This is a genomic window from Solidesulfovibrio carbinolicus, assembly GCF_004135975.1.
Lineage (GTDB): Bacteria > Desulfobacterota > Desulfovibrionia > Desulfovibrionales > Desulfovibrionaceae > Solidesulfovibrio > Solidesulfovibrio carbinolicus.
This window is the reverse complement of the sequence record NZ_CP026538.1, coordinates 3428166-3446852: the sequence shown is the minus strand read 5'-3', so window position 1 is coordinate 3446852 and position 18687 is coordinate 3428166. Positions and strand designations below refer to the sequence as shown.

At 67.9% G+C, this 18687-nt stretch carries 18 protein-coding genes; 5 read left to right on the top strand and 13 right to left on the bottom strand.

Annotation, left to right across the window (positions count from 1 at the left end; genetic code table 11):
- Positions 1-98 precede the first annotated feature (98 nt).
- The 4 genes from eno to C3Y92_RS15435 form a co-directional block, all read right to left on the bottom strand.
- Positions 99-1409 (bottom strand): phosphopyruvate hydratase, encoded by a 1311-nt coding sequence (eno, locus tag C3Y92_RS15450; protein WP_129354000.1) that lies wholly within the window; start codon positions 1407-1409, stop codon positions 99-101.
- A gap of 163 nt (positions 1410-1572) precedes the next feature.
- Positions 1573-2304: a tetratricopeptide repeat protein gene (locus C3Y92_RS15445; RefSeq protein ID WP_207214000.1), complete on the bottom strand. Its 732-nt coding sequence runs from the start codon at positions 2302-2304 to the stop codon at positions 1573-1575.
- Positions 2301-3092, bottom strand: coding sequence for a type III pantothenate kinase (locus C3Y92_RS15440; RefSeq protein WP_129353998.1), 792 nt, complete (start codon positions 3090-3092; stop codon positions 2301-2303). Before C3Y92_RS15440 ends, C3Y92_RS15445 begins: the two co-directional genes overlap by 4 nt.
- A 5-nt stretch (positions 3093-3097) precedes the next feature.
- Entirely contained in the window at positions 3098-3691 is a 594-nt protein-coding gene (locus C3Y92_RS15435) for an arylesterase (protein WP_129353996.1), read from the bottom strand.
- A 130-nt stretch (positions 3692-3821) separates the two neighbouring features.
- On the opposite strand from C3Y92_RS15435, the gene C3Y92_RS15430 reads away from it, so the two are divergent.
- From C3Y92_RS15430 to rnhA, 3 genes are read left to right on the top strand one after another with little or no spacing between them, the layout of a single operon-like run.
- Positions 3822-4493 carry an ABC transporter ATP-binding protein gene (locus C3Y92_RS15430; RefSeq protein WP_235669509.1) on the top strand — a complete coding sequence of 224 codons (672 nt, stop codon included), beginning with the start codon at positions 3822-3824 and terminating at the stop codon, positions 4491-4493.
- The gene (locus C3Y92_RS15425; protein WP_129353992.1) at positions 4490-5011 is read left to right on the top strand and encodes a TPM domain-containing protein; all 522 of its coding nucleotides are present in this window, start codon (positions 4490-4492) and stop codon (positions 5009-5011) included. Before C3Y92_RS15430 ends, C3Y92_RS15425 begins: the two co-directional genes overlap by 4 nt.
- Positions 5008-5496 (top strand): ribonuclease HI, encoded by a 489-nt coding sequence (rnhA, locus tag C3Y92_RS15420; protein WP_129353990.1) that lies wholly within the window; start codon positions 5008-5010, stop codon positions 5494-5496. The genes C3Y92_RS15425 and rnhA overlap by 4 nt, the downstream gene beginning before the upstream one ends.
- Positions 5497-5630: 134 nt before the next feature.
- On the opposite strand, the gene C3Y92_RS15415 is transcribed toward rnhA, so the two are convergent.
- The 4 genes from C3Y92_RS15415 to C3Y92_RS15400 all read right to left on the bottom strand — a co-directional run bounded on the left by C3Y92_RS15415 (position 5631) and on the right by C3Y92_RS15400 (position 10273).
- Positions 5631-5963, bottom strand: a complete 333-nt coding sequence (locus C3Y92_RS15415; protein ID WP_129353988.1) for a type II toxin-antitoxin system PemK/MazF family toxin — start codon at positions 5961-5963, stop codon at positions 5631-5633.
- Entirely contained in the window at positions 5960-6205 is a 246-nt protein-coding gene (locus C3Y92_RS15410) for an AbrB/MazE/SpoVT family DNA-binding domain-containing protein (RefSeq protein WP_129353986.1), read from the bottom strand. Before C3Y92_RS15410 ends, C3Y92_RS15415 begins: the two co-directional genes overlap by 4 nt.
- 292 nt (positions 6206-6497) lie before the next feature.
- A complete protein-coding gene (locus C3Y92_RS15405; protein ID WP_129353984.1) occupies positions 6498-7577 on the bottom strand; it encodes an HD-GYP domain-containing protein in 1080 nt (359 codons plus the stop codon).
- Positions 7574-10273: a bifunctional acetate--CoA ligase family protein/GNAT family N-acetyltransferase gene (locus tag C3Y92_RS15400; RefSeq protein WP_129353982.1), complete on the bottom strand. Its 2700-nt coding sequence runs from the start codon at positions 10271-10273 to the stop codon at positions 7574-7576. Before C3Y92_RS15400 ends, C3Y92_RS15405 begins: the two co-directional genes overlap by 4 nt.
- A 179-nt stretch (positions 10274-10452) precedes the next feature.
- Between C3Y92_RS15400 and C3Y92_RS15395 the strand changes: the two genes are divergently transcribed.
- Complete coding sequence (locus C3Y92_RS15395; RefSeq protein ID WP_129353980.1) at positions 10453-11250, top strand: enoyl-CoA hydratase/isomerase family protein; 798 nt, start codon at positions 10453-10455, stop codon at positions 11248-11250.
- Positions 11251-11462: 212 nt separating this feature from the next.
- On the opposite strand, the gene C3Y92_RS15390 is transcribed toward C3Y92_RS15395, so the two are convergent.
- Both C3Y92_RS15390 and ahbB read right to left on the bottom strand, forming a co-directional pair.
- Positions 11463-13823 carry a 7TM diverse intracellular signaling domain-containing protein gene (locus C3Y92_RS15390; protein ID WP_129353978.1) on the bottom strand — a complete coding sequence of 787 codons (2361 nt, stop codon included), beginning with the start codon at positions 13821-13823 and terminating at the stop codon, positions 11463-11465.
- Positions 13824-13889: 66 nt separating this feature from the next.
- Positions 13890-14378, bottom strand: a complete 489-nt coding sequence (ahbB, locus tag C3Y92_RS15385; RefSeq protein WP_129353976.1) for a siroheme decarboxylase subunit beta — start codon at positions 14376-14378, stop codon at positions 13890-13892.
- A 146-nt stretch (positions 14379-14524) separates the two neighbouring features.
- Here ahbB and C3Y92_RS15380 point away from each other — a divergent pair, with 146 nt between their 5' ends.
- The gene (locus tag C3Y92_RS15380; protein WP_129353974.1) at positions 14525-15517 is read left to right on the top strand and encodes an NAD(P)H-dependent glycerol-3-phosphate dehydrogenase; all 993 of its coding nucleotides are present in this window, start codon (positions 14525-14527) and stop codon (positions 15515-15517) included.
- A 58-nt stretch (positions 15518-15575) separates the two neighbouring features.
- On the opposite strand, the gene C3Y92_RS15375 is transcribed toward C3Y92_RS15380, so the two are convergent.
- The 3 genes from C3Y92_RS15375 to C3Y92_RS15365 are packed head-to-tail and all read right to left on the bottom strand — an operon-like array spanning position 15576 to position 18683.
- Positions 15576-16787, bottom strand: a complete 1212-nt coding sequence (locus C3Y92_RS15375; protein ID WP_129353972.1) for a cobalt-precorrin-5B (C(1))-methyltransferase — start codon at positions 16785-16787, stop codon at positions 15576-15578.
- Positions 16784-18229: a cobyrinate a,c-diamide synthase gene (locus C3Y92_RS15370; RefSeq protein WP_129353970.1), complete on the bottom strand. Its 1446-nt coding sequence runs from the start codon at positions 18227-18229 to the stop codon at positions 16784-16786. Before C3Y92_RS15370 ends, C3Y92_RS15375 begins: the two co-directional genes overlap by 4 nt.
- Positions 18230-18287: 58 nt before the next feature.
- Positions 18288-18683 (bottom strand): secondary thiamine-phosphate synthase enzyme YjbQ, encoded by a 396-nt coding sequence (locus C3Y92_RS15365; protein ID WP_129353968.1) that lies wholly within the window; start codon positions 18681-18683, stop codon positions 18288-18290.
- Positions 18684-18687 lie beyond the last annotated feature (4 nt).

The window sequence follows — 18687 nt, the reverse complement described above, 5'->3', positions numbered from 1 at the left end:
CCTTCAGGCAAGGCCTGAAGGAAAAAGCGCCCCCCAGTCAGGGAGGGTCCGGGAGGGGGTTCCCCCCTCCCGGCCGCCGGAACCATCTGCCTTTTTTTCTACTCTTCTTCGCCTTCGGGCTCTTCTTCGTACCACTGGCCGGCCATGACCGGGCCGTAGTAGATGGCCATGTCTTCCAGCTCTTCCTCGATGCGCAGCAGCTGGTTGTACTTGGCCAGGCGGTCGGAGCGGCACAGCGAGCCGGTCTTGATCTGGCCGGCGTTGACGGCCACGGACAGGTCGGCGATGAAGCTGTCTTCGGTCTCGCCCGAGCGGTGGGAGACCACCGTGGTGTAGGCGGCCTGCTTGGCCATCTCGATGGTGTCCAGGGTCTCGGTGACGGTGCCGATCTGGTTGAGCTTGATGAGGATGGAGTTGGCCACGCCCTGGTCGATGCCTTCGGCCAGGATGTCGGGGTTGGTGACGAAGATGTCGTCGCCAACGAGCTGAATGCGTTCGCCGAGGTTCAGCGTCAGGGTCTTCCAGCCCGGCCAGTCGGACTCGGCCAGGCCGTCTTCGATGGAAATGAGCGGATAGCGGTCGACGAAGCCGCCCAGGTAGTCGGCCATTTCGGTCGAGGACAGGGAAAGGTTTTCGCCGGTGAGCACGTATTTGCCGTTTTTATAGAATTCCGAGGCGGCGGCGTCGATGGCCAGGGAGATTTCGGAGCCCGGGCGGTAGCCGGATTCTTCGATGGCCTTGATGATGTACTTGAAGGCCTCGTCGTGGCTCTTGAGGTTGGGGGCAAAGCCGCCCTCGTCGCCCACGGCGGTCATGTGGCCGTCGGCGGCCAGGATTTTTTTGAGGGTGTGGAAGGTCTCGGCGCCCATGCGCAGGGCGTCGGCGAAGGTGCGCGCGCCAAGGGGAATGATCATGAACTCCTGGATGTCCAGGTTGTTGGGAGCATGCGCGCCGCCGTTGATGATGTTCATCATGGGCACGGGCAGCACTTTGGAGTTGATGCCGCCGATGTACTGATACAGCGGCAGCCCCAGGAAGTTGGAGGCGGCGCGGCACACGGCCAGGGACACGCCGAGGATGGCGTTGGCGCCCAGGCGCGATTTGTTCTCGGTGCCGTCGGTGTCGATCATGAGGTTGTCGATGGCCACCTGCTGCAGGGCGTCCATGCCGATGACGGTGTCGGCCAGTTCGCCCTGGACGTTCTCCACGGCTTTGGTCACGCCCTTCCCGGCGTAGCGGGAGGCGTCCTGGTCGCGCATTTCGAGGGCTTCACGGGAGCCGGTGGACGCGCCCGAGGGGACGGCGGCCCGGCCGGACGCGCCGGATTCCAGGGTGACCTCCACTTCGATGGTGGGATTGCCGCGCGAATCGAGGATTTCCCTGGCCCAAACGGCCGCTATGGTGCTCATGCTGGTCTCCTTGAAAGTATGGGGTTTGGCGTTTTGTGCGTGGAAGGCGGGCTGCGTAGCCCGACACTGTTGGCTGTAGCGCAATTCCAAACGATTTATAAGCCCCGGGGTCGGGCAAAATCTCGGGAACGGCGGGGGTATCGGGAACGTCGCCCAGGCTTCGTCAGATCGTGATGTCCGGGAAGTCTTCGACGCCGGCCGGTTTGGCGTGGCGGGCCAGATAGCGCAGGAAGGCCTTGGCCTCGGCGAAGTCCGGGTCGGCGGCCACGGCCTTTTCCAGGAGCGCCCGGCAGCCGGCGGGGTCGCCTTTTTCATAGAGGGTGCGGGCGAGGTTGAACATGAGGCGTTCGTCGTGGGGGGAAAGCTCCAGGGCCTTGCGGTAATAGTTGGCCGCGCCGTCGAAGTCGCCGCTTTTGCGAAGGCTTATGCCAAAGGCGTTTATGGCGAGCTTTTGGCCCTCAGCCGTGGCCGCGCCGCTGCCCTGGAGCACGGCCAGGGCGTCCTCGCCGGTGTCGGGCCGGCCGGCGGCGGCCAGGGCGGCCAGGATGACCAGGAAAAGGGCCTGTTCGGGCGGGGGCAGGGTTTTGTGGTCCAGGCCCGGCCCGACGTCACGCAGCAGCCGCCCCAGCACCAAGGCGGCCGGGGCGATGCGCTCGCTGTACAGCAGCGGGGCCGGCACGAAATGGCGCAGGAATTCTTCCGGCGTGACGATTTTTTGCAGGGGCATGGGCAGGTGTTTTTCGTCCAGGGGGAAGATGACGATGCGCGCCGGCCCGAGCTTCATGGCCAGCCAGTCGATGCGCTGGACGAACCCGCGTCCGGAGCCGCCCTGGCCGCCCATCTTCTCGCGCTTCTCGGACTGGTAGCAGCCGAGGATTTCCGGCAGTATCGTCATTTCCGGCCTCCCGGCCGGCTTGAGGCCAGCCACAATTGCCGCAATCCTTCGAGCAACAGTTCCGGCCGCACGTCGCGGATGACCGGACAGATGGGGGCGAGCTTCTCGGCAAAGCCGCCGGTGGCCAGCACGTGGACGTCGCCGCCGAGGTGGGCCTTGAGGCGCGCCGTCACCCCCGTCACCATGTCGGCAAAGCCGAAGACGAAGCCCTGGTTGATGCAGTCCGTGGTGGAACGGCCGATGGACAACGCCCCGTCGCCCGGGTCCAGGGCCACGTGGGGCAGCTTGGCCGTCTTGCTGACCAGCCCGGACAGCGACGTCATAAGCCCCGGGCAGATGAGGCCGCCCAGGAAGGCGTCGTCCTGGACGCAGTCGAAATTGGTGGCCGTGCCGAAATCCACCACAATGACCGAATCCGCGTCCACGGCCCGGCGGCCGGCAAAGGCCGTGACCAGCCGGTCGGCTCCGACTTCGTGGGGCCGGCCGTAGAGGTTTTTAAGCGGTATGGGGATGTCGGTGGGCACAAAGCGCAGCCGCACGCCGAGATAGCGCGAGATGGCGTGTTCGATAATGGGATTAAGCGGCGGCACTACGCTGGAGGCCACGGCGGCCTCAATGTCGGCCGGCCGGCAGCCGTGAAAGGGCAACGCCGAGGCCAGGGCCAGGCCCAGGCTGTCCGGGGTGGCGCCGCGGTCGGTGGGCAGGGCAAACGACGACAGCAGCCCGCCGGCCTCGGCCAGACCGAACTTGATGTTGGTGTTGCCGATATCAACCAGAAGGGCGGGCATGGCGGTTACGGCGCGCCGGCCGGGCGCACGCCCAGGCGCGAGAGAAAGGTTTCCACGGCCGGCAGGCTGCGCCGCACCATTTCGTCAACCCCGGCGGCGGTGGGATGCAGGCCGTCGGGCATGGTCAGGCCGGGAACGCCGGTGACGCCGTCGAGAAAGGACGGGTAGAGCACGGCGTCGTATTTTTTGGCCAGTTCGACGTAGACGGCGTCGAGTTCCCGGGCGTAAGCCGCGCCGTAGTTGCGCATGGCCTGGATGCCGCAGAGCATGACCGGGATGCCGGCCGCCTTGAGCCGGGCCAGGATGGCGTCGAGGTTGTCCCGGGGCACGGCCGTGGGCATGCCGCGCAGCATGTCGTTGGCCCCGAGTTCCAATATGACGCCGGCCGGTTTGGCGGCCAGCACCGCGTCGAGGCGGGCCAGACCGCCGGCGGTGGTGTCGCCGGAGATGCCGAAATTGAGGATGTCCACGTCATAGCCGCGCGCGGCCAGGGCCTTGGCCAGCTTGGCCGGGTAGGCGTCGGCGGCGGGCAGGTTCCAGCCGGCGGTGAGGCTGTCGCCCAGGGCGGCCAGGGTCACGGCCGAGGCGGTCTGCGGCATGAAGGCTCCAAGGACGGCCATAAGCAGGGCCAGCCAAACCGGAGCGGTTTGTCTTTTCCGGGCAAGCTGGTATCCTGCCGGGGACGGCACGGGGCGCGGCGCGCCCGCTGTGGGGATGTTGGAGGCGTGCATGATTTCCTTGTCCGATGTGCGGCTGACGTTACAAAGCCAGGCCGGCGGGGTCAACATCCTGCGAGGGGTGGACTTTGCCGCCGCCGCCGGCGAAGTGGCGGCGGTGATGGGGCCTTCGGGCGCGGGCAAGACCACGCTGTTAATGCTCATGGCCGGGCTGCTCGCCCCCACCTCCGGCAAGGTGACCGTGGCCGGGCATGACCTGACGACCATGGGCGAGGACGGACTCGCCCGCTTTCGCCGCGACAACGTCGGCATCGTGTTCCAGGCCTTCCACCTCGTGCCGGCCATGACGGCGCTGGAAAACGTGGCCCTGCCGCTGGAATTCGCCGGACGGGCCGACGCCTTCGACCGGGCGGCCCAGGCCCTGGACGCGGTGGGGCTGTCGCAGCGGCGCGGCCATTTCCCGGCCGAGCTGTCCGGCGGCGAGCAGCAGCGGGTGGCCCTGGCCCGGGCCCTGGCCCCGCGTCCGCGCCTGCTTCTGGCCGACGAACCCACCGGCAACCTCGACGGCGAGACCGGGCAGATGGTCATGGAACTGCTCTTTTCCCTGTCCGGCGGCATGACGCTCATCCTCGTCACCCACGATCCGGGGCTGGCCGAGCGCTGCGGCCGGGTGGTCCACATCCGCGACGGCCGGGTGGCCGGGGACGGCCCGAGGGCGTCATGAAGCGGCTGTTTTTCGTCCCGCGCGGCCGGTCCACCTCGGAGCGGCTGGCGCGCGGACTGCTGCTGGCCGGGGTGTTCGCCCTGGCCGTGGCCGCTTATCAGAAAAATTTCGAGCAGGTCATCGCGCGTACCGAGGCTCGGGGCGTGGTGGCCGATCCGGCCGGGATGCTCACCCGCGAGGACCGGCTGTGGCTGCTTGAGGTGGCCGAGCACCTGCGCGGACGCTTCGGCCTGGAGCTGGCCGTGCGGCTGGGTACGGACCCGGTCCCGACGACGGCCCCCAATAATCCCAAAAAAATCGTCGTGTACGCGGCCCCGGACTGCGCCGGCAGCCGGGTGGCCCTGCCGCCCCTGGCCGCCGCCGGCCTGCCGGCCGGGCTGCCGGCCGATCTGGCCCGGGAGCACCTGGACGCCGCCTGCCGGGCGGGCAAGGCCCGCGAGGGCCTGCTGGCCACGGTGGGGCTGCTCGTTTCAGCCCTGGACGAGGCCGCCGACAAGGCAAAAGGAGACGATACGTGACCGAGGAAACCAAAGCGCCGCAGCAAACCGTGATCATCTTTACCGATGGGGCCTGCCTGGGCAATCCCGGCCCCGGCGGCTACGGCGCGGTGCTTTTGCACGGCGACGAGCGCCGGGAATTCTCCGGCGGCCGCAAGCTGACCACCAACAACCGCATGGAGCTTTTAGCCTGCATTGTGGCCCTGGAAGAGCTGGCCGAGCCGAGCGTGGTGTCCATCACCACGGATTCGCGCTACGTCCACGACGCCATCGAGAAGCGCTGGCTGGCCTCGTGGCAGAAAAAGGGCTGGGTCAATTCCGAGAAAAAGCCGGTAAAGAATCAAGACCTGTGGCTGCGGCTGCTGCCGCTTCTGTCCCGCCACAAGGTCAAATTCAGCTGGGTGCGCGGCCACACCGGCCACCCCGAAAACGAGCGCTGCGACGTGCTCGCCCGGCAAGCCGCCAATGCGCGTGGGCTGGAAGCGGATGCGGGGTATCCGGGTTAGGAGAAAGAGCTGGGGGAAACGCTTTTGAAAAGCGTTTCCCCCAGACCCCCTTCGAAACGGCGGGGGAGGGCCGCAAAATTCCGCAGCTGCCAGCGGGCTTTTGCCCACCATGGCAGCCTCCGAGATCCTCGAAGTCAGGTCAGCAACGTGCGATAGCGCGCCAGGACATCCTCGACGAGGGCCTGGGACGCCTGCCCCACGATTTTCACGTCTCTGGCCCGCCAGTCGATGCTGCGCGTGTGGTCGGCCAGCACCACGCCGTAACACCGCTCGCCATCGGGGATGGGCGCTTCAAAGGGATAGCCTTTTTGCCGGCTGGTGATGGGGGCCACGATGGCCAGGCCGGATGCCTTGTTGTAGACGCCGGGCGAGAGCACAAGGCCGAACCGGGGGCCGCCCTGTTCGTGGCCGGCCTTGGGATCGAAGTCGAGGTGGACGAAATCGCCTCGCTCCGGATACTCCCTCACCAGATTTCCCTGCCCTGGGGCTGGCCCCAATCCGTGGCCTCATGCCTGTTCTCGTCCGTGATCCGGCTGACCAGATCGGCCAGACGGTATTGCGGTTTGGGCTGCGCCTTTTTGATCACGATCCCTTCCGCGGATTGGGTGATGCTGACGGCGTCGCCGGCGTCCAGCCCTGCGTCGGCGGCCATGGCCTTGGGAATGCGTACGCCCAGGCTGTTTCCCCATTTCGCCAAGACTGTTTCCACGGCGAACCTCCCATTGACGCGCAGCGGCGTCGGACCTTTGCCGACAGCGTCGCTTTCGTGCAAGGCATGCGGCCTTACCTGCCAGGGCTAAGCTTGTATAGACATTGTATATGCATGGTCCGCGCTTTCGTCAAGGGCGCAGGGGGTGTCGTCCTGGGCTGAATCGCGCCTGCCCTCCACGGCCGGCCCCGCCCAAGGAGCGCGGGAGCAAGTCCGGCCCCCTCCCCCTTTTCTTTAATCGGGGGGTCCGGGGGCCTCAGGCCCCCGGCCGCCGGAGGCATCTTTTCCTCTTTTATCCTGGCGTACTTGCCGCCTCCGCCGGCGGCAGTTCGCCGCCCTTGGCCGCTTCGCCGCCTTTGCCGAGCATGTCGGCGTCGGCCAGGATCATGATGAGCCGTTTGAACATGGCCCGGTCGAAGGTTTCCTTTTTGGCTTCCATCTTGCGCAGGGCTTCAAACGGCGGATAGGCCGGCCGCCAGACGCAGGCCCGGGTCAGGGCGTCGTAGGTGTTGCACACGGCCAGCGCCTTGACGAAATACGGGATGCCGGCCGCGGGCAGGCCGGCCGGGAAGCCTTTGCCGTCATCCTGTTCGTGGTGGAACAGGATGCAGTGCAGCGTTTCCGTGGGCAGCGGCAGGCCCACCAGCAGCCCAACGCCCATGGCCGGGTGGGATTTGAACAGCGCTTCTTCCTCGGGCGTCCAGCCGTCGGGGCGGCGGTCCATGAGGCCCGTGGGCAGGCCGGTCTTGCCGATGTCGTGGAGGAGCGCCCCGACGCCGACCTTGACCAGCAGCTCTTCGGTCATGCCCTTGTGGTCCATGAGCATGATGGAGGTGAGCACCATGGAGGCCAGGCCATGCTGGTAGTCCTGGTAGCCCTTGCTGATCAGCGGAGCGAGGTTCTGCATGGCCCCGGGGCTTTGCAGGAAGCCGATGGACTGGCGCACGAGCTTGCCCACCTGGTCGAACCGGGCGCGGCTGATGGAGTGGGGCAGCTTTTCTTCCAGCACGCCGCGCACCTGCTGGCTGGCGCTGGCGTGCCAGGCTTCGGCCCGGTCGGCCACGGGGATGGATTCGTCGAGGAGGAGTTCGCCGAGGTTGTCGCGCAGATAGTTTTCGTAGTGGCGCAGTTCGCCCCGGTGGACGTAGACGTTCTCGACGTTGCCGGCCCGCAGCCGGCGCAGTTGGTCCTGGGTGAAGGCCCCGCCCCGGGTGGCGAAGAGCACAAGTCCCTGGCCCTTGCGGACGTACAGGGAGAATTTTCCCGTGCCCCAGGGGCGCAGGTAGGCGGTCTTGATGGGCGCGTAGGACTTGAGTTCCTGGGCCGGAATGGCGTCGTCGGCCGGTCCGGCGGGAGCGGGTTTTCCGGTCATGGCTGGCCGCCTTCGCCGTCGTCGGCGTCCTGCAGGGGCAGACGCATTTCAACGATCTCGTCGTCGTAGTTGCGCACCACGGAAAAGCCGAGCTTTTCGGCCAGTCCCTGCATGCCGCCGTTTTCCATGAGCGCCTGGCCGGTAATTTCCTTGGTGCCCCGGCCCCGGCAGTAGCGGATGATCTTTTCCATGAGGATGCGGCCCAGGCCGGCGCCTTTTTGGTCCGAGCGCACGATGACGGCGAATTCCGCCGTGGCGTTGTCGGGCCGGGTGGAAGCGCGCACCACGCCCAGGGTCTCGGGCTTGCCGCCTTGGCCCGGGGCGGTGGCGATGAAGGCCATTTCGCGCTCGTAGTCGATCTGGGTGAGCTTGGCCATTTCGGCGTGGGACAGGGTGGTCACCACGCCAAAAAATCGGTAGCGCAGGTCTTCGGGGGACAGGTGCTTGAAAAATTCGAAGTGGGCCGGCTCGTCCTCGGGCCGGATGGGGCGCAGGAGCACCTCGCGGCCGTTTCGCAGGACCGCCTTCTCTTCCAGTTCGCGCGGATAGGGCCGGATGGCCAGGCGGTGGGGATTGGGGTTTTCCTCGGGCGAGAGCCGGATGGCCGCGCCGATGACCGTGACGCCGCCCTGGTGGGCTAGGACGGGGTTGAGGTCGATGGCGGCCACCCGTTCGAGGTCGGCCACGCACTGGGAAATCTGGTTGAGCGTCAGGTAGAGCGCGCCGAGGTCCGCCGGCGGCTGGCCGCCGACGCCGGCCAGGGCGGCAGAGACCCGGGTGCGGCCGACGAGATCCTTGGCCAGGGACATGTTGAGCGGGGTGAGCGCCACGGCCTTGTCCCGGGTGCCCCGGGCGGCCAGCCCGCCCTGGCCGAAGACGACGTAGGGGCCAAATACCGCATCGACCCGGGCCTGGATGGTGACTTCGTGGGCGGCTGTGCGCCGGCCCATTTCCTGGATGACGTAGCCTTCGATGCGGGCGCCCGGCACGTGCTCAAGCGCCCGGCGGCGGGCGGCCAGGGCTGCCTCGCGCACGGCCTCGGGGCCGGTGACGTCGAGCACGATGCCGCCGACGTCAAAGGGTTTGGGGATGTCCGGCGAAACGATCTTGACGGCCACGGGATAGCCCAAGGCGTCGGCGGCGGCCACGGCGTCGTCGATGTCCTCGGTGAGCTGGGAGGCCACGGCCCGCACGCCGTAATAGCCGAGCACTTCCTTGGCTTCGGGGTCGGTCAGCGTGAGCCGGCCTTCGGCAAAGGCCCGCTCCACCACGGCCCGGGCCGCCTCGGGGTCCGGGGCGAAGGCTTCCGGGAGGCTGGCCGGCATCTCCATGAGGAGTTCCTGATTTTTGCGGTAGCGGGCCAACTGCACGAAGGCCGACACGGCCTGATCCGGCGTGGCGTAGGTGGGCACCCCGGCGTTGTTTAACACTTTGAGCGCCTCGCCGCCGGCCGGATCGTAGCCCATGAAGCAGGCCAGCACCGTGCGGCTGGTCTTGGCCGCCACCTCGGCCACGGCCTTGGCCGTTGCCTCAGGCGACACCCCGGGGAAGGGCACATGGACGACCAGCACGGCGCTGCCGCCGGGAATGCGCAAAAGCGCCCGCAGCGCCTCGGCATACAGGCTTGGCGCGGCGTCCACGCCCATGTCCACCACGCCCTTGCGCGACCAGTTGGGGCCTAAAAGCGGCGAGAGCGCGGCGTCGGCCTCGGCGTCGAAGGGGGCCAGCCGCCCGCCGCCGTCCAGGAGCGCGTCAGCGGCCATGACGCCCACCGAACCGCCGTTGGTGAGGATGGAAAGATGGTCGCCGGAAAGGGGTCTGGCCCGGGCCAGGGTCTCGGCGGCGTCAAAAAGCGTGTCGATTTCGCCCACTCGCAGCATGCCGGCCCGGCGGAAGGCCTCGTCGTAGACTTCATCGCGCCCTTCGTCCGGCCCCGGCGGAAAAAGCGTCCACAGCTTGCGCCCGGGTTTGACGACCAAAAGCGGTTTGTTGCGGGCGGCGGCCCGGGAAGCGCTCATGAACGACCGGGCGTCGGTGACGGACTCGACATAGAGGAGAATGGAGCGCGTGTTGGGGTCCGAGGCCATGTAGTCGAGGATGTCGGCGTACTTGAGGTCCACCCGGTCGCCCAGGGACAGGATGTGGGAAAACCCGACGCCCTTGGTGTGGGCCCAATCGAGAACGGCGGTAAAAAGCGAGGCCGACTGGGAAATAAAAGCCATGCGCCCGGGCCGGGCGTCGCAGTTGGCCAGGGAGCAATTGAGTCCGATGCCGGGCACTAAAAGGCCCATGCCCGAAGGCCCAAGGATGCGGATGCCCGACGGCGCGGCCGCCTCGATCATGCGCTGCTGCAGCTCGCGCTTGGCCGCCGGTTCGAGCTTGGCGTAGCCCGGGGGCAGGGCAACCGCCGCGCCCACGCCGCGCCGCCCCAGTTCGCGCAGGGTCTCGGGCACGGACTCCGGGCCGGTGCAGATGACGGCCAGATCAGGGGTCAGCGGCAGGGTATCGACGGAGCGGTAGCAGGTCACGCCGTCGATCTCGGCCAGGTCCGGGGCCACGGGCATGACCGGGCCAAGAAACTTGCCGCCAAGCAGGTTTCGCATGACCACCGCGCCCACATGGGCGGGGTCGGCCGATGCGCCGACCACGGCCACGGAGTTGGGACGGAACAAGGCGTCCAGGCTTCGGGCGCTCAATGCGGCGGTCTCCCTGTTGGCGGTTACGGTTTGGGCGAGGATAGAAGCCTCTGGCGGCCAAAGCAAGGGGTTTCGCCGAATCGCCGGGCCGCGCCCACCTTCCAGGGGCTTGTATTGACAGGAACTACGGCCGGGGGCAGAGTCCAAAGCATCGGCAAAGGGCCGTCTGGGAGGACGTCATGGAAGCCACGACCAGCCTTGTCACGGACAACGAGTTTTTTTCCGCCGAGCGCCGCGACCGTGTACTTGTCGTGCGCGGCAAGCCGCACTTCACCCGCCACGCCGGGGATCTCAAAAAGATCGACGCCTTTTTCGACCACTTGGAAATCATCGCCCGCACCGACGAGGTCGGGGTGGTGGCCTTTATCGGTTCACCGGAAAAATCCGGCGGCGACGACACCCTGGAATTCTTCGAAGCCCTGATCGGCTCGCGCCGGGAAGACTACCTGCTCCAGCGCCTGCTCAATCTTGTCAACAATTACGCCCTGACCATGGCGGGCCTCAACAAGCTCACCATAAACGCCGACTGCGGCCGCATCTCGTTGTTCCACCTGAGCATGGCCCTGGCCTGCGACTACCGCATCGTGGCCGAAGGCTCGGTGTTCGAAAACGCCTTCGTGGAACTGGGAACCCTGCCCAAGGGCGGCTGCGGCTATTTCCTGTCGCGGCTGCTCGGCGGCGGCAAGGCGGCCGAGGTGCTCACCTGGCCCCGGTTCTCGGCCGAAGAGGCCCTGACGCTCGGCATCGTGGACCGCATCGTGCCCCGGGACAAGCTGGAGGCCACGACGCTGGACATGGCCGACCACTACCAGGAAGAACAGGTGGCGGCCATGCTGGCCGTGCGCCGGCTGCTCAAAAGCGACGTCAACGAACTGCGCCGCTCCCTGGAAACCGAAGACATGCTGCTCCTCAATCGCGTCAACTCCCCGGCCTTCCGCAAAGTCCTGGAAGCCCGCGCCGCCGCGCGCGGGCGATAGGGGGAGGGAGAGAGAAGGGGATGCCTTCGGCGGCCGGGAGGGGGTAAGCCCCTCCCGGACCCTCCCTGAAAGGGGGTAAAGGGGCTGGCGGCGACGATTTGGGGGCGGGAGTGTAGAAAGCCCTGAGGCAAGTGTGCGAGCGTCTGGCGCATGGTAAACAAACGGCCCGGTCGGCTGTCCTTATAGGGATGGTCGGCCGGGCCGCCCGCGTTCTAGGCGTCCTGGGGCGCGCGAAGCGTCACGGTGACCACGGTGCGCCCGGGGATGGAGGTGTCCGCGACGACGTCGCCGCCAAAGGCCCGGGCAATGAGCCGGGCGCTGTAGGCCCCAAGGCCCGTGCCGCGCGCCTTGCCGGCCGTGGCGTATTTTTCGAACAGTCGGGCGCGGATTTCCGGCGGCGCTTCCCCGGGATTGTCGATGACCAGATGCGGCGAACGGGGATCGGCCACGGTCACGATGACCGGTCCGGCCTCGCCGGCCGCTTCCAGGGCGTTTTTGAGCAGATTGACCAGCATGGCCGTCATCATGGCCCGTTCGCCAAGGACGACGAACGCCTCGGCCGGGGCTTGGTAGGCAATGCGCAGTTCCCGCCCGCCCGTCAGATACGGGGCCAGTTCCTCCCGGGCCTCGGCCAGGAGCGCCGCCAGGGGCAACGGCTGCGGGGTCAGCCCCATGTTGCCGGATTCCAGCCGGTAGAGGTGCAGCGACAGGTTGATGCGCGCGGTCATGGCCGCCACGGCCCGCTCCAGCATGGCGATCAGTCCGCGTTGGCGATCATTGAGCGGACCGGCCAGCTCCAGGGCTTCCAGGGCGCCGGCTACGGTGGCCAGCGGGCTTTTGAGGTCGTGGCGCATGACCTGGTTGATGTCGTTTTTCAGCTGCTCCAGCCGCTTGGCCTCGCTGACGTCTTCCACCAGGAACACCACGCCGCGTTCCGGGTGGTCGGGGTCGAGCCGACGGCCCACGGCGCGCAGGGCACGGCCGCGCCCGTCGTCGTCAACAACGGTTTCGATCTCGGCATCGTGGTTGGAAGCGGCCCGGGCGATGCCGTCCATGAGCGGCCGGGCCTGGGGCACGTCGGCCAGGGTCAGTCCGTTGAGGTCTGCCCGGCCGAGCTGCAGGGCGAGGCAGCGGTTGGCGAAGCAGAAACGTTGGCCACGCATCATGCCGATGCCGAAGCGCCGGTCGTCAAGGATCATGGACAGCAGGGCGTTTTCCCGGGCCAGGGCCTCGCGGGCGCTTTCGCTGCGGGCGTTTTCCTCGGCCAGCCGGCGGCGTTGCGCCTCGGCGCTGGCCGCCTGTTCCCGCAGGAGCTTGACGCGATAGGCCAGGGCCAGGGACATGACGAAGACCTCCACGGCCGTGCCGACCATGGGCGCGTAAAGTGTCAGGGGCGTAGCCGGAACGAGTCCGGCCCAGGTCATGGAGTGGGCAAAGCCACAGGCCACGTAAAAACCCCAGCCGAGGAGGAACACGCCGGCCGGACGAAAGCCCTGGGCCAGGCGCACTGCGGCGGCCAGGGTGACTGTCGCCGCCGTGGCCATGCCGACCATCGGCGCATAGGCAAAAGCCGCCGTGCTCCCGCCGACAAGGACGACAGGCAGCAGCAAGGCTGCGGCGGCCACCTGGCCAAGCAGCATCCGGTCCATGCCGGGAGCGGCTTTCTTTGTCAGCAGGAACGATCGGGTGAAAAGTCCCATGCTGGCGAACATCAGCACGGCATTGAGGTGAAAGGCCAGGAAAAAGCGCATTTCCTGGGCGGCTGTTCGGATGTCGAGCCAGCCCGGGGCCAAGCCGGTGGTGCAGCAATAATAGAGGCCGAGGAAAGTGGTTCCGGCCACGTAATAGCCATAGCTGGCGTCGCGCAGCGAGAGGAAAAGAAACAGATTGTAGAGCAGCATGGCGATGACGAGCCCGAAAAACAGGCCCAGAACCCAAGGGCGAAGAGTCTCAAGACGGGCGACATCGGCCAGAGAGACGACGGACGGATTGAGGTTCACCCCGCCGTAGCCGGCCAGGCGCAGATAGAGCGCCGTCTCTCCGGCCGTCCCGGGCGGCAACGGCACGGGCTGGGCAAGGTAGACGTTCCACTCGCCCTGCCCGGCGGCGAAGGTTGGGGTCCCATCGGTGTCATAGCTTTCAAACAGTCGCAGGAAGGGCCAGTTTAAATCCACGGCGTAAGCGCCGGCCTGGGTCCCTTGCGGTGTGGCAAGGCTCAGGCGCAGCCAGAAGACCTTGTCGCCCGGGGCGGCGTAGCGCCCGTCGGGCAGGGGGCGGAAGCGGCCTGCCCGCTCCAGGGCCAGGGCGGCGGCCAGATCGACGTCGGCTCCGGGGCCGTCCAGGACGGACACGGCGGCGATGGTCGGCGGCTGGAGCGTCTGGGCCGTAGCGCTTGAAATGATGAGGCAAAGGCAAAAAAACGCTGCGGCCAGGGCGCGGGCGGCGGCCGGGACAACGTTCCGGCCGGCCGGGCGACGCTTCGTGACGGTCAGCGAGGCCGGCATGGCCGCGCGGAAGGGCTTGTCCGGCACGGCGACGTTGGCGACACGGTGGCCCGGGCGGGCGGAAAACAATGCTCCATAGCAGGCTATGTGCCATGAAGCTCCGGCCGGGCGCAAGGCAAGGAACGGGGCCGGCGGCTAAAAGTAGCGCATGCTCACTTTCTTGAGTTCCTTGAGGCTAAAAAGCATGGCGTAATCGTCCAGGCCCGTTTCCGCCGACACGGCGGCCACCACGGCCTGGCAGTCCTCGGGGGAGCGGCCGTGGATCATGGTGTAGAGGTTATACGGCCAGTCCAGGCAGGTCACACGGTGGTAGCAGTGGCTGATTTCCTGCCGCTTGGCCATGATGGCCCCCACCCGGTCCACGTCTTCCTCGGGCACGAACCAGGCCACCATGACGTTGGCTCCGTAGCCGGCCTTTTGGTGCTTGAGCGTGGCCCCGAAGCGGCGGATCTCGCCGGTGTCGACCATGCGCGAGAGCAGGCCCACGACATGCTCCTCGGTGGTTCCGACGGCGGCGGCGATGTCGGCGTAGGGCGTGGCCGTGTCGGGCAGGTTGTCCTGCACGCGCTTTAAGATTTCACGGTCGAGGTCGGTCAGTTCGGTGATGCCCGATGCATGGGCCATGGCGACTCCTTGGGGACTGGCGGGTCTGGAAAGCCTTTGTCCTTAGCGGCTTTGTGTGCTAGAGGCAACCGTGGCGGCCAATACCCCAAACGGACCGCCGGCAGCGGCGGGGCAGCGGCGGCGCAAGCCCGCCCGGAGGGAACCACATGAAGATCGCGGTGATAGGCGGCGGCAGCTGGGGCACGACCCTGGCCGATCTGGCGGCGAAAAAAGGCCTGGACGCCCGTTTGTGGGTGCGCGAGCAGGCGGTCATGAACGAGATCCGCTCCACCCGGGAAAACTCCTGGTATCTGCCCGGCCGCAAACTTTCGGACGAGCTTGAAGTCAGCACCGATGCGGCGGCCGTGGCCGAGGGTGTGACCCACTTCGTCTTTGCCGTGCCCTGCCAGTTTATCCGGGCCGCCTACCAGCGGTTCATCAAATATCTGCCCAAAAACGCGGTGGTCATCTGCGCCAGCAAGGGCATCGAGCTCGATACGCTCATGACCATGTCCCAGGTCTGCCAGGACGCCCTGGCGTCCGTCAAACCGCGTTTCGCCATGCTCTCCGGCCCGTCCTTCGCCTATGAGGTCATCCGCGAGATGCCCACGGCCGTGACCCTGGCCTGCAAGGACAAAAAAGCGGCCAAGGACGTCCAGGAAGCCCTGTCCACGCCCTATTTCCGCATCTACACCACCACCGACGTGCGCGGGGTGGAGCTGGGCGGGGCGATCAAGAACATCGTGGCCATCGCCGCCGGCGTGGCCGACGGCCTGGGCTTTGGCGGCGATGCCCGGGCCGCGCTCATCACCCGGGGCCTGCACGAGATGAGCCGGCTGGGCAAGGCCATGGGCGGCGACCGCCAGACCTTCATGGGACTGTCCGGCATGGGCGATCTGGTGCTCACCTGCACCGGCGACCTGTCGCGCAACCGGCAGGTGGGCTTGCGCCTGGCCAAGGGGCAAAAGCTTCTGGACATCCTGGCTGACATGAAAATGGTGGCCGAGGGCGTCAAGACCGCCGAGGCCGTCCATGCCCTGGGCCAGAAGCTCGGCGTGGAAATGCCCATCACCGAGCAGGTCTACGCCATCCTCTACAAGGACAAGGCCCCGTCGGCGGCCGTTTACGAACTCATGACCCGCGACCTCAAGGACGAATAGTCCGCCGGTCCGCGAGGCCCCTTCCGTCTGCTCCGGCCGCACGCCCGGCGTGCGGCCGTCAAGCGCCCCTGGAGGACGCCGGGTTTCCCGGGTCCTCCAGGCAGGCCAGCTCCTCGCCGTTAAAATCATAGACCCGAAGCGCCAGCTCCGGCTCGGGACCGGCGAAACGCCGCATGTGCCGCAGCGCCTCCCGGGAAAGGACCGCGACCAGGGCCGCCTTGGCCCCGGGCGAGGGCGCTTCCTCCAGGGCTTGCCGGGCGGTGTTGGACCGGCCCGCCTGCCTGGCCGCGTCCCCGGGCCAGCCCGCCTGCGCGCACCAGTCGGCCAGGGCGGAAAAATCCGTGTCCCCGCGCCAGGCATGGGTGTTCTCCATTCCCTGGGCCATCTTGACCAGCTTGCCGCCAAAGGCTGCCCAGACGATGCGCCCGAAGCGCCGTTTGGCCGCTTCCTGCAGGGCGTGGGCGAAAAAATCCGCCGCCTGAATGAGCGCTGTGGCCGGCAGCGCCGGTTCGGCCGCCGCCAGCAGGGCCTCGCTGCGCCGGCCCGTGGAAAAACCGACTACGTCATGGCCAAGCGCCCGGGCCACGTCCAGGGCCTCGCTGATGGACACCCGCCAGGCGTCGTGGCTGAAGGGCCGCACGATGCCCGTGACGCCAAGAATCGAGATGCCGCCCACAATGCCCAGGCGCGGATTGAGGGTCTTCTTGGCGATCTCCTCGCCGCCGGCCACCGTGACCACGGCCCGAAGCCCGTGCGTGTCGTGTCCGCGAAAAGCGGACAGGGCATTTTGCTGGCAGGACGATGCGGCAAGCGGTTTATGGAAATAAATACTCTCGTATTTTGTTGGGGTCGCGCCGGTCTCCCGGACCGCCTCGGCCACGGCGGCGGCGATTTGGGCGCGCGGGGCCGGATTGATGGCCGCCTGCCCAACCGCCACCGGCAGCCCGGGCAGGGTGACGCGCCCTACGCCCTCCCCGCCGTCCACCACGATCTCCCCAGGCTGGCCGCCAAAGGACACCCGGCAGCCGATGGCCGCGCCGTGGGTGGCGTCCGGGTCGTCGCCGCCGTCCTTGATGACGGCGCCGTACGCGCCCTCGCCGTCACGCCGGGTCTCGGCCACCGGCACGACCAACCGCCCGCCGCCGGGCAAGGGCACGTCAATGGCCTCCGGGACCTCTCCGCCAAGCAGCAGCAAAGCGGCCGCCTTGGCCGCGCCGGCCGCCGCCGTGCCGGTGGTGAAGCCCTCGCGCAATTTTCCCTCGCGCTTCATGACGCCTCCGCGCAGGCCGCGACAAAAGCCGCCGCCGCCGCCGGGTTGCTGCCGAAATGGAGATGCACGTAGCTGCCAAGGGTTTGCTGGACGACAAAGCCCTCCGGCCCCGCGACAACGCCCCCCCGCCCGGTCATGGCGTAAATGGCCGGCGCTCCGTCCGGTACGGCGGCCAGCCGCGAATAGTGGAACTCGTGCCCGCGAAGCGTCGTCCCGGCCGGCCCCAGGCAGGAGGCCGCCCGGGTCGTCACCTCCCGATACCCTAGGGCGGCGAAACGGCTGCCCATGACGGCCGTCATGGGAAACACGCCGCACAGGCCGTGGCTGCGGCCCTCCAGCTCCACAAGCGATTCCATCAAATACATAAACCCGCCGCATTCGGCATAAACCGGCCGGCCGGCAATGCAAAATTCCCGCACCGCCCGGCGCATGGCCGCGTTGGCGGCCAAGGTATCGGCATGCAGCTCCGGATAGCCGCCGCCGAAATACAAGCCTCCCAGGCCCTCGGGCAGCCCGGCGTCGTCCAGCGGCGAAAACGGCACGATCCTGGCCCCGGCCGCCTCCAGCAACCGCAGATTCTCGCCATAATAAAACGAGAACGCCCTGTCGCAAGCCACGCCTATTCCGGGCTCCGCCCGGACCCGGCAGGGCGCTGCCCTGCACCCGCCGGGCGCTGCCCGTGACCCGCCGGGGGGGATCATCCCCCCCGGCCCCCCTGGATGGGGGGTGGGGGCGGGCTGGCGGGGGTGGGGGGCAGGGGCGAAAAATGAGAGGTCGAGGGAGGTTTCGAGCCAGTCGGCCAGGGCATCGAGGCGCGGGAGGAGGTCGGGGCTGTCTTCGGCCGTGACCAGGCCGAGATGCCGGGACGGGGCGGCGATGGCCTCGGTGCGGGGCAGCACGCCCCAGAGCGGAACGTCCGGCAGGGCAGCCCTGAAGGCCTCGGCCAACAGCGCGGCGTGGGAAGGGCTGCCGGCGTTGTTGAGGGCCACGCCGCAAAACCGCAGCTGCGGGTCGAAGCGGACAAAGCCCCGGGCCAGGGCGGCCACCGACCGGGCCATGGAGGCGGCGTCGATGACCAGCAGCACCGGCAGATCGAGGAGCTTGGCCAGCTCCGCCGTGCTGCCGGTTTCCTCGGTGGCGGAAAACCCGTCGAAAAGCCCCATGACGCCCTCGACCACCACGGCGTCGGCCCCGGCCGCATGGCGTTCGTAGATGTCGGCAACGCCTGAAGCGCCGCACATCCAGGCGTCGAGGTTGTGGCTTGTCCGGCCGGCGGCCAGGGCGTGGTGGCCGGGATCGATGAAATCCGGCCCGGCCTTGAACGGCGCGACGATACGCCCTCGCCGGGCAAGGGAGCGCATGAGGCCCAGGGCCACCGAGGTCTTGCCGCAACCGCTTTTGACGCCGGCCACGACCAGCGCCGGCACAGTGTCGTGCGTCATGTCGCCATGCTCCAAGTGAGGGGTCCGGGGGCCTCAGGCCCCCGGCCGCCGGAGGCTCTTACCCTCTTAACCATTGCACCCACACTTTGCGCGTCCTGGGGCCGTCCCATTCGCAGAGGTAGACGCCTTGCCAGGTTCCCAGCTGCAGGCGGCCGCCCGAGACGATGAGCGTCAGCGACGGCCCGACCAGGGTGGTCTTGATGTGGGCGTCGCTGTTGCCTTCGGCGTGGCGGTAGCCAGCGTCGCGGGGGATGAGCCGGCCCATGGCCATGACCATGTCCGTGGCCACGTCGGGGTCGGCGTCTTCGTTGACGGTCAGCCCGGCGGTGGTGTGGGGGCAAAAGACCACCACGGCCCCGTCCTGCCAGCCTTTGGCGGCGATGAGGTCGGTGAGCGCCGGGGTGATGCGGACCAGGGCTTCGCGGCGCGGGGTGCGCAGTTCCAGGGTTTCCATGGGC